The sequence below is a fragment of the Streptomyces sp. NPDC097617 genome, assembly GCF_044761485.1.
Classification (GTDB): Bacteria; Actinomycetota; Actinomycetes; order Streptomycetales; family Streptomycetaceae; genus Streptomyces.
Genome location: NZ_JBIWCL010000022.1, coordinates 157,099 through 167,020 on the forward strand (window position 1 = coordinate 157,099; position 9,922 = coordinate 167,020).

The following is a 9,922-nucleotide window of genomic DNA, read 5'->3' on the forward strand; positions in this document are numbered from 1 at the left end:
TTTCATGGGTGCCATGTGACGTCACCCGTTCCAAGTTGTTCGAACGGATGTGCTATTGGAGGCGTGTGAACTGCGCCTCAGTGCGGAGCCCCACGCCAACCCGACACCGGCAGCGCGAACTTGGCGACGAGCCGGTCCGTGAAGGACGCGTGGTGCAGCCGCGCGAGCCGTACCGGCACCGCACCCCGTCGCACCTCGACCCGCGCCCCGGCCGGCAGCTCCAGCATCCGTCGGCCGTCGCACCACAGCACACCGTGCGGAGTGCCGTTCTGCACCTCCACCGCCAGCACCGAGGTCGGCGAGGTCACCAGCGGCTTCGCGAACAGCGCGTGCGCGCTGATCGGCACCATCAGCAGCGCCTCCACCTCCGGCCAGACCACCGGCCCGCCGGCGGAGAAGGCGTAGGCCGTGGAACCCGTCGGAGTCGCGCAGACGATCCCGTCGCAGCCGAAGCCGGTCACCGGGCGCCCGTCGATCTCCAGGACCACCTCCAGCATCCGCTCCGGGGACACCTTCTGGACCGCGGCCTCGTTCAGCGCCCAGTCCCGATGGACGACATCGCCGTTCGTGCGCACGACCACGTCGATGGTCATCCGCTCCTCGACCTCGTACGAGCGCGTCACCACCCGGTCCACGACCTTGTCCAGGTCGTCGCGCTCGGCCTCGGCGAGGAACCCCACCCGGCCCAGGTTGACGCCCAGCATCGGCACCCCCGAGGCGCGCGCGAACTCCGCGCCCCGCAGCAGGGTCCCGTCGCCGCCCAGGACGATCAGCAGCTCACAACCGTCGAGCGCCCCCGGGGTGGACTCGGTGACGAGCTCCACCTCGGGCGGCAGCGGCAGGTCCACCGCCTCGTGGTCCATGACGCGGACGCCGAGCCCGCACCGCAGCAGACCCTGCACCACCAGCTCGGCGCTGCGGATGGCCGCCGGCCGCCCGGTGTGCGCGAGCAGGAAGACCGTCCGCCCCTCCCCCGAAACCTCTGAACCCGATCCTGCTGTACCCGATGAATCTGTCACTGCGGCCCCTCCGCCACTGCACGGTCAACATCCGCCGGGTCGAGTGCCGGTGCCCCCGCCCGCAGCCACAGAAAGTACTCCACGTTCCCCGACGGACCCGGCAGCGGACTCGCCGTCACCCCGAGAACACCCAGTCCCAGCTTCGCCGCCTGCGCCGCGACCTCGCGCACGGCCTCGGCCCGCAGCTCCGGGCTGCGCACCACGCCGCCGCTCCCCAGCCGGTCCTTGCCGACCTCGAACTGCGGCTTGACCATCAGCACCAGGTCCGCGTCCGGCGCGCAGCAGCGCACCAGCGCCGGCAGCACCAGACCGATGGAGATGAAGGACAGGTCACCGACGACCAGGTCGACCGGAACCCCGTCGAGCTGCTCCACCGTCAGCTCGCGCACGTTCGTACGGTCCTTGACCGTCACCCGGTCGTCGCTCTGCAGCGACCAGGCCAGCTGTCCGTAGCCGACGTCCACGGCCATGACGTGCGTGACGCCCGAGCGCAGCAGCACGTCGGTGAACCCGCCGGTGGAGGCGCCGGCGTCCAGCGCCCGGCGGCCCTCGACGGCCAGTCCCTGCGGCTGGAAGGCCGCCAGCGCGCCGGCCAGCTTGTGGCCGCCCCGGGAGACGTAGTCGGGGTCGCTGTCGTCCTTGAGGACCACCAGGGCCGCGCTGGTCTCGACCTGGGTGGCCGCCTTGGTCGCGGTGCTGCCGCCCACGGTCACCCGGCCCGCGGCGATCAGCTGCGCGGCGTGCTCGCGCGAGCGGGCCATGCTGCGGCGTACCAGTTCGGCGTCCAGGCGGCGGCGTGCCACTCCTGCCACGTTCGATTCAGCTCCTGTTTTCGTACGGACCAGGGACGGGCGGTGCGTCCAGCGCGGTCAGCGCCTCGCGCAGTCCCCGGTGGACATCCTCGTACACCGCGACGTGTCCATCCGCCGCGAGGTGGTCCGCGTCCGCCAGCCGCGCCAGGTGCGCGTCCACACCGGCGTGGCCGGTGGGCGTGCGTACGATGCCCAGCGCCACGGGCCCGGCGGGCTCGGCGGCCTCGTCGGCCCGGGTCTCGGCAGCTTCGTCGCTCATGCCCCGACGCTACCCGAAGCGCCCGTCGACCACGCATGCCTCTGCGGTACGGTCGTGATCACGATGGCTACGATCCAGGAGTGCCGCGCAGCACTCGACAAACTCTCCGACAACCTCGCTCGGGCCGACGACGGCGTACGCGGCGCGGCTGCCTTCGACCGCTCCCTGAGCTGCCACATCACGGACCTGGACCGGACGTTCACGGGCCGCCTGGAAACGGGCCGGATCCGGGTGGACGCGGTCGCCCCGGGCCCGCCCGCCACCAAGGCGGAGATCCGGCTCGCGATGACCGGCGACGACCTCGTGGCACTGGTCGCGGGCGAGCTGAAGTTCGCGAAGGCCTGGGCCTCCGGCCGGGTCCGCCTGGAAGCCGGCTTCCGCGACCTCCTCCGCCTCAAGAGCATGCTCTAGCGAGCCGGCTCATCCAGCCCCGCCGGCGTTTGAGGCGCGGGGGTCCGGGGGCGGCGCCCCCGGCAACCGGCCCGCAGGGACGAGGACCGCGGCCCGGCCCGGGAGGGCTACTCGGCCCGGGCCACCACACGGGCCCTGCGCGCCGCCGGAACCACCAGCGGCGTCCCCGTCTCCGGGTCGTCGATCACCTGGCACCGCAGCCCGAACACCTTCTCCACGAGCTCCGCGGTGACCACCTCCTGCGGCGGCCCCTCCGCGACGACCTCCCCGCCCCGCATCGCGATCAGGTGCGTGGCGTAGCGGGCCGCGTGGTTGAGGTCGTGCAGCACCGCGACGAGCGTGCGCCCCTGGTTCTCGTGCAGCTCCGCGCACAGGTCCAGGACGTCGATCTGGTGCTGGATGTCCAGGTAGGTCGTCGGCTCGTCGAGCAGCAGCAGCGGCGTCTGCTGCGCCAGCGCCATGGCGATCCACACCCGCTGCCGCTGACCGCCCGACAGTTCGTCCACGGCCCGGTCGGCGAGCTCGGCGACCCCGGTCGAGGCCATCGACTCGTTCACGACCCGCTCGTCCTGCGCCGACCACTGCCGCAGCAGCCCCTGGTGCGGGTACCGGCCGCGCGAGACCAGGTCGGCCACCGTGATGCCGTCCGGCGCGATCGAGGACTGCGGGAGCAGGCCCAGGGTCTTGGCGACCTTCTTCGCCGGCATCGACCCGATGGCCTGCCCGTCCAGCAGCACCCGCCCGGTGGACGGCTTCAGCATCCGCGAGAGGGCCCGCAGCAGGGTGGATTTGCCGCAGGCGTTGGGGCCGACGATCACCGTGAAGGAGTTGTCGGGGATCTCCACCGACAGGTTCTCGGCGATGACCCGCTGGTCGTAGCCGAGGGTCACGTTCTCCGCGGTCAGCCGCTGCACTTGCGTACTCCTCATATCGCGATTCTTCGCAGTCATATACGTCCCGCCTTGCGCTCCGTGACGAGCAGCCAGAGCAGGTAGACACCGCCGACGAGGCCGGTCACCACACCCACCGGAAGCTGGTCGGCGCCGAAGGCACGCTGGGAGGCCAGGTCGGACCCCATCAGCAGCACCGAGCCCATCAGCGCGCCGGTCACCAGGTTCCCGCCGGGCGAGCGGGTGAGCCGCCGGGCCAGCTGCGGCGCGGCCAGCGCGACGAAGCTGATGGGCCCGGCCGCGGCGCTCGCCGCGGTGGTGAGCAGGATCGCCGCGAGCATCAGCAGCATCCGCGTCCGCTCCACCCGCACGCCGACGGCGTACGCGGCGTCGTCGCCCATCTCCATCATCCGCAGCGCCCTGCCCTGCCCCAGGACCAGCGGGAAGAACACGGCGCACGCCGCGAGCAGCGGCCACACCTGCGCCCAGTCCCGGCCGGCCAGCGAGCCGGTCAGCCAGACCATGGCGCGAGTGGCCTCGATCATCTGGGCCTTGGTGATCAGATACTGGATCACGGCGATGAGGACGGCGGAGGCGCCGATGCCGACCAGCACCAGCCGGTAGCCCTGGATGCCCTGCTTGTACGCCAGCAGGTAGACGACGACTCCGGCCAGCAGGCCGCCGACCAGCGCGCCGACGGCCACCTCGGCGGCGCTGCCCTTGAACAGGATGATGACGACGAGCGCGCCGACCGCCGAGCCGTAGCCGAAGCCGAGCATGTCCGGGGAGCCCAGCGGGTTGCGGGAGACGGACTGGAAGACGCCTCCGGACAGCCCGAGCGACGCGCCGACCAGCAGCGCGACCAGGACCCGCGGCAGCCGCAGGTCGTTGACGATGAAGTCGTTGGCGGGGGTGCCGTTGCCCAGCAGGGTCTGCACGACGTCCCAGGGCGCGATCTCGAAGTCGCCGGTGCCGATGAGTACGACGGCCAGCGCGAGGGCCGCGGCGCTCAGCAGGACACCCACGGCCAGGGCGCGCCGCTCGACGCGCAGCGAGATCCCGCCGGGCAGGTGCAGCGGACGGGGGCCGGACCGGCGCTTGCGGGGGCTGCCGGCCGCGGTCACGGTCGCAGTCGCGGTCTCCGTCGTGGTCGCGGTCACAGCTGGGCCATCCTCTTGCGCCGAACCAGGTAGATGAAGACCGGGCCGCCGATGAGCGCGGTCACGACGCCGACCTGCAGTTCGGCGGGCCGGGTGACGACGCGGCCGACGATGTCGGCGCCGAGCAGCAGTACCGGCGACAGGACGGCCGAGTACGCGAGCACCCAGCGCATGTCCGGACCGGTGAACGCCCGGACCAGGTGCGGGACCATCAGACCGATGAACACGATCGGCCCGCACGCGGCGGTCGCCGCTCCGCACAGCAGGGTGATGGCGATCACGGCGCCGATCCGGGTGCGCGTCAGGTGCGCGCCGAGCGCCCGGGCCGTGTCGTCGCCCATGGCCATCGCGTTGAGCGGCCGGCCCAGTGTCAGGGCGAGCACCGCCCCGACGAGCAGGAAGGGCGCCACCTGCCGGACGGTGTCCATGTTGGCCGAGGCCAGCGAACCCACCGTCCAGAAGCGCAGCTTGTCCAGCGCCTTGCTGTCCATCAGCTGCACGGCGTTGATGTAGCCGACGAGCGCCGCGCTGGCCGCCGTACCGGCGAGCGCGAGGCGCACCGGCGTCGCGCTGCGGCTGCCGCCCAGCACGTACACGACGACCGAGACCACGCCGGCGCCGAGGAAGGCCCACCACACGAACTCGCTCAGCGAACTCGCGCCGAAGAAGCTGATCGCGGAGACCACGGCGGCCGCGGCGCCCGCGTTGACGCCGAGGATGCCGGGCTCGGCCAGCGGGTTGCGGGTCAGCGCCTGCATCACCGCACCGGACAGGCCGAGTCCGAGCCCGACCATCAGCCCGAGGAGGGTGCGCGGGATCCGCAGGTCCCGCACCACCACGTCGGCGGGCGTCCCTGCGTAGGAGAACAGGCCGTGCCAGACCTCGTCGAGGGACATCGGCTTGGCGCCCACGGCGATGCTCACGACGGCGATCAGCGCCAACACCGCGAGGGCGGCGAGCAGACCGGCGGCGCGCGCGGCGTGGCGCGGGCGGGCTACGGCGGCTGCGGCGCCCTCTGCGGGCGCCGCGCTCCGTTCGGGTTCAGGGGGACTCTCGACCAACACGCAGGTTAGGCTAACCTATCCTGCGCTCGGAACGGTTCCCCGTGCGCCCCTAAAGACCCAGCCTGGCCAGCGCCTTCGCCGCGTCCAGCGTGCAGGCGCCGGCCCCGGCCGCCGTCCAGGCCGCCGCGCACAGCGCCCGCAGCCCGTCGAGCGGGTCCGCGGCCGCCCCGTCCTCCCCTTCCTCCACGCGCAGTTCCAGCACACCGCCGTTCGTCGCGACCGCCGTCCAGCCACCGCAGCGGAAGCCCTCCGCGGCCGGTTCCACCTCCGGCTGCCCGGTCAGCAGCCCTCGCAGATCCCGGTCCACGTAGGTCGGCCGGTGCCGGGGCTCGGCGCGCAGCAGCTGCTCCGCGTCCGTCACCCCGGTCAGCACCAGCAGCGAGTCCACCTCCCCGTTGAAGGCGCCCTCGATGTCGGTGTCCAGCCGGTCCCCGACCACCAGCGGTCGCTGCGCCCCGGTCCGCAGCACGGTCTCCCGGTGCATCGGGGGCAGCGGCTTGCCCGCCACCTGCGGCTCGGCGCCCGTGGCGATCCGTACGACCTCCACCGCGGCCCCGTTGCCCGGCGCGATCCCCCGCGCCCCCGGAATCGTCAGGTCGGTGTTCGACGCGAACCACGGCACGCCGCGGTTGATCGCGTACGAGGCCTCCGCGAACCGCCCCCACGGCAGGTCGGGACCCCCGTACCCCTGGACGACCGCCGCGAGGCCCTCCTCCTCGGCCGAGTCCACCGGCACCAGGCCCCGCTCGCGCAGGGCGACCCGCAGGCCGTCCCCGCCGATCACCAGGACCTTCGACCCCGGTTCCACCTGCTCCGCGATCAGCCGGGCCACCGCCTGCGCCGAGGTGATCACCTCGGCCGCCTCCGTCGGGATGCCCAGCTCGCCCAGGTGCTCCGCGACCGCGTCCGGCGTCCGCAGCGCGTTGTTGGTGACGTACGCGAGGTGCATCCCGTCGGCCCTGGCCGCGGCGAGGGACTCCACGGCGTACGCGATGGCCTCGCCGCCCGCGTACACCACCCCGTCCAGGTCCAGCAGGGCGGTGTCGTACGCCTGGTGCAGACTCTGCTCACTCGCCGCGGGACCGGTCCTGCTCTGCCGGGTCATCGTGTACACCCCTTCTGGAGGCCCCACCCGGCGGTAGCCGGGGGAGATCGATCTTGTCCGATTCCGTACTGCCCCGATCATCCCGCATGGCGAGACGCGTCTTACGATGCACCAATGACCACATCTGGCACCGCGGAGCAAGGGCTGCGCCTGATCCCGTTCCATGGCCTGCGCTACGTCCCCGAGCGTGTCGGCAGCCTGGCCGCCGTCACCTCGCCGCCGTACGACGTGGTCGTGCGCCCCGACGGAGTCGACCACCTCGAATCCGCCGACCCGCACAACATCGTCCGCCTGATCCTCCCGCAGGCCGGCACCCCGGCCGCACGCAACGAACAGGCCGCACGCACCCTGCACCACTGGCTCGCCGAAGGCATCCTCAGCGCCGACCCCGAGCCCGCGCTCTACGTGTACGAGCAGCGCAGGGCGGGCCTGCTGCAGCGCGGTGTCATCGGCGCGCTCGCCCTGTCCACCGCGGACGCCGGCATCGTCCTGCCGCACGAGGACGTCATGCCGGACGTGGTCACCGACCGGGCCGGCCTGATGCGGGCGACCTCAGCCAACCTCGAACCCCTGCTCCTCACCTACCGGGGCGACGACCCCGGCGCGGGAGCGGCCGCGGTCGTCGAACGGACAGCCCAGCGCGCCCCCCTGCTGTCGACCACCACCGAGGACGGCTTCCAGCACCGTCTCTGGGCCATCACGGACCCGACCGAACTCGACACTGTCACGGCCGATTTCAGCCACCGCCAGGCCCTCATCGCCGACGGCCACCACCGCTGGGCGACCTACCTGCGCCTCCAGGAGGAGCACAGTTCCCCCACGGCCTGGGACTTCGGCCTGGTCCTCCTCGTGGACACCGCCCGCTACCCGCTCCAGGTCCGCGCCATCCACCGGATGCTGCGCCGGCTCCCCGTCGAGGACGCCCTCGCCGCCCTCGACGGCCATTTCCGCGTCCGCCCGGTCGACGGGCCGCTCCCGCTGGCCCTGGACGCCCTCACGGACGCCGCGGAACGCGGCAACGCCTTCCTCATCGCCGGCGACGGCTCCTTCCGTCTGGTCACCGACCCCGACCTGGCCCTGCTCGACCGCACGGTCCGCCACGACCGCCCCGAGGCCTGGCGCCGACTGGACGCCACCGTCCTGCACGCGACGCTCCTCGACTCCCTCTGGCACATCCCGGACGCCCCGGACCAGATCACGTACATCCACGACGCCGCGTCCACGGTCGCGATGGCGGAGCGGCACGGCGGGACCGCGGTCCTGCTGCATCCCGTACGCGAGGACGTCGTACGGGACCTGGCCCGCCAGGGCGTCACGATGCCCCGCAAGTCCACGTCCTTCGGACCGAAGCCGGCCACCGGCCTGGTCCTGCGCGGCCTGGGCTGACCGCCTCCGGGCGGCGGAGCCCGGACCCCGGACATGAAGAAGGGCGGTACCCCGACCGGGGTACCGCCCTTCTTCATGTCACCGTGCCTCAGGCCTTGTCGTCCTCGACATCGGCGTCAGCGTCGGAGTCGGCCTCGGACTGCTCCAGGGGCTCGTACTCCTCGTCGTCCTCGTCGTAGTACTCGGCGACGTCGGAGGCGCGCTCGGCCGCGGCGATCTCCGCCGCGTCCTCACCCTCACCCTCGTCGTCGTCCTCGTCCTCGTCCTCGTCGAGGTCGGCCAGGTCGACCCCGGCGTCGACGAACTCGACACCGTCGAGCTCGGCGAGACGGTCGGAGGCATCGGTGGCCCCGTCCTTGTCCGCCTCGAGGGTCTTGCCGAACCACTCACGGGCCTCGTCCTCACGACCGGCCGCCAGCAGGGCATCGGCGTAGGCGTAGCGCAGGCGCGCGGTCCACGGCTGGACGGAGCTGGAGGCCAGCTCCGGGCTCTGCAGGGTCACGATGGCAGCTTCCAGCTGACCCTGGTCCCGCCGGGCACCGGCCGCGACCAGACGCATCTCGACCTGGCCGGCCTTGTCCAGCTTCTGCACCTCGGGCTCGCCGGCCATGGCCAGCGCCCGCTCCGGACGGCCGAGGCCGCGCTCGCAGTCGGCCATGACGGGCCACAGCTCGACGGAGCCGGTCATGCGCTTGGAGGCACGGAACTCGGCGAGCGCCTCGCTGTACTTCTGCGTGGCGTACGCGGCGAAGCCGGCAGCCTCACGGACGGCGGCGACGCGGGAGGCCAGCCGCAGAGCGATGCGCGAGTACGCGTACGCCTGCTCGGGCTCGTCGTCGATCAGCCGGGCGACCATGACGAGGTTCTTGGAAACCTCTTCGGCCAGACCCTTGGGCAGGCTCAGCAGCTCCTGACGCACATCGGCGTCGATCTCGAGGCCGGTGACGTCCTCGTCGATCGGGAGGCGCTTGACCGGGTCGCGGTCGGCGCGGAAGTCACGGTCGCCACCACGGTCATCGCGACCGCGGAAGCCACCACGGTCACCACCGCGGTCGTCGCGACGGGGGTACGAGGGACGGTCGCCGCCACGGTCGTCGCGACGGAAGCCGCCGCCACCGCCGCCGGAGGGACGACCACCACGGTCGTCGTCACGGCGCGGGTACGAGGGACGGTCGCCGCCACGGTCGTCGCGACGGAAGCCACCGCCACCGCCACCGGAGGGACGGCCACCACGGTCGTCATCACGGCGCGGGTACGACGGACGGTCCCCACCACGGTCATCACGACGGAAGCCGCCGCCGCCACCGCCACCGGAGGGACGGCCACCACGGTCGTCATCACGGCGCGGGTAGGACGGACGGTCGCCACCACGGTCATCACGGCCGCCGCGGAACCCACCACGGTCGTCGTCGCGACGGGGGTACGACGGACGGTCGCCACCACGGTCATCACGACGGAAGCCGCCGCCACCGCCACCGGAGGGACGACCACCACGGTCATCATCACGACGGGGGTACGAGGGACGGTCGCCACCACGGTCATCACGACGCGGGAAGCTCGGACGGTCGCCGCCACGGTCGTCGCGGCGCGGGTAGGACGGACGGTCGCCACCGGAGGGACGGCCACCACGGTCGTCATCACGGCGCGGGTACGAGGGACGGTCGCCGCCACGGTCATCACGACGCGGGAAGCTCGGACGGTCGCCGCCACGGTCGTCGCGGCGCGGGTAGGACGGACGGTCGCCACCGGAGGGACGGCCACCACGGTCGTCATCACGGCGCGGGTACGAGGGACGGTCGCCGCCACGGTCATCACG

The 9,922-nt window shown here is 72.8% G+C and carries 11 protein-coding genes; 2 read left to right on the top strand and 9 right to left on the bottom strand.

The genetic code is table 11. The features are described from left to right. Positions 1 to 77 precede the first annotated feature (77 nt). The 3 genes from ACIQZO_RS29735 to ACIQZO_RS29745 are packed head-to-tail and all read right to left on the bottom strand — an operon-like array spanning position 78 to position 2,090. Positions 78 to 1,019 carry an NAD kinase gene (locus tag ACIQZO_RS29735; protein ID WP_403631757.1) on the bottom strand — a complete coding sequence of 314 codons (942 nt, stop codon included), beginning with the start codon at positions 1,017 to 1,019 and terminating at the stop codon, positions 78 to 80. Further along, positions 1,016 to 1,831 carry a TlyA family RNA methyltransferase gene (locus ACIQZO_RS29740; protein WP_403631760.1) on the bottom strand — a complete coding sequence of 272 codons (816 nt, stop codon included), beginning with the start codon at positions 1,829 to 1,831 and terminating at the stop codon, positions 1,016 to 1,018. Before ACIQZO_RS29740 ends, ACIQZO_RS29735 begins: the two co-directional genes overlap by 4 nt. A 7-nt stretch (positions 1,832 to 1,838) precedes the next feature. Beyond that, positions 1,839 to 2,090 carry a hypothetical protein gene (locus tag ACIQZO_RS29745; protein ID WP_403631762.1) on the bottom strand — a complete coding sequence of 84 codons (252 nt, stop codon included), beginning with the start codon at positions 2,088 to 2,090 and terminating at the stop codon, positions 1,839 to 1,841. A 63-nt stretch (positions 2,091 to 2,153) separates the two neighbouring features. Between ACIQZO_RS29745 and ACIQZO_RS29750 the strand changes: the two genes are divergently transcribed. Next, positions 2,154 to 2,501 carry an SCP2 sterol-binding domain-containing protein gene (locus ACIQZO_RS29750; protein WP_403631765.1) on the top strand — a complete coding sequence of 116 codons (348 nt, stop codon included), beginning with the start codon at positions 2,154 to 2,156 and terminating at the stop codon, positions 2,499 to 2,501. A gap of 107 nt (positions 2,502 to 2,608) precedes the next feature. Here ACIQZO_RS29750 and ACIQZO_RS29755 read toward each other — a convergent pair whose 3' ends face one another. The 4 genes from ACIQZO_RS29755 to ACIQZO_RS29770 are packed head-to-tail and all read right to left on the bottom strand — an operon-like array spanning position 2,609 to position 6,720. Then, entirely contained in the window at positions 2,609 to 3,430 is an 822-nt protein-coding gene (locus tag ACIQZO_RS29755) for an ABC transporter ATP-binding protein (protein WP_403631767.1), read from the bottom strand. Between the two features lie 17 nt (positions 3,431 to 3,447). Beyond that, positions 3,448 to 4,515: a FecCD family ABC transporter permease gene (locus ACIQZO_RS29760; protein WP_403631827.1), complete on the bottom strand. Its 1,068-nt coding sequence runs from the start codon at positions 4,513 to 4,515 to the stop codon at positions 3,448 to 3,450. A 32-nt stretch (positions 4,516 to 4,547) separates the two neighbouring features. Further along, a complete protein-coding gene (locus tag ACIQZO_RS29765) occupies positions 4,548 to 5,615 on the bottom strand; it encodes a FecCD family ABC transporter permease (RefSeq protein ID WP_403631770.1) in 1,068 nt (355 codons plus the stop codon). 49 nt (positions 5,616 to 5,664) lie between these two features. Further along, on the bottom strand, positions 5,665 to 6,720 hold the full coding sequence (locus ACIQZO_RS29770) for an HAD hydrolase-like protein (protein WP_403631773.1): 1,056 nt from the start codon (positions 6,718 to 6,720) through the stop codon (positions 5,665 to 5,667). Positions 6,721 to 6,834: 114 nt separating this feature from the next. Here ACIQZO_RS29770 and ACIQZO_RS29775 point away from each other — a divergent pair, with 114 nt between their 5' ends. Beyond that, on the top strand, positions 6,835 to 8,106 hold the full coding sequence (locus ACIQZO_RS29775) for a DUF1015 family protein (protein ID WP_403631775.1): 1,272 nt from the start codon (positions 6,835 to 6,837) through the stop codon (positions 8,104 to 8,106). Between the two features lie 88 nt (positions 8,107 to 8,194). On the opposite strand, the gene ACIQZO_RS29780 is transcribed toward ACIQZO_RS29775, so the two are convergent. Next, positions 8,195 to 9,025 carry a hypothetical protein gene (locus ACIQZO_RS29780; protein ID WP_403631777.1) on the bottom strand — a complete coding sequence of 277 codons (831 nt, stop codon included), beginning with the start codon at positions 9,023 to 9,025 and terminating at the stop codon, positions 8,195 to 8,197. Then, positions 9,007 to 9,922: hypothetical protein (locus tag ACIQZO_RS29785; RefSeq protein WP_403631779.1), on the bottom strand; the 916-nt coding region annotated here is incomplete at its 5' end. The genes ACIQZO_RS29780 and ACIQZO_RS29785, both read right to left, overlap by 19 nt.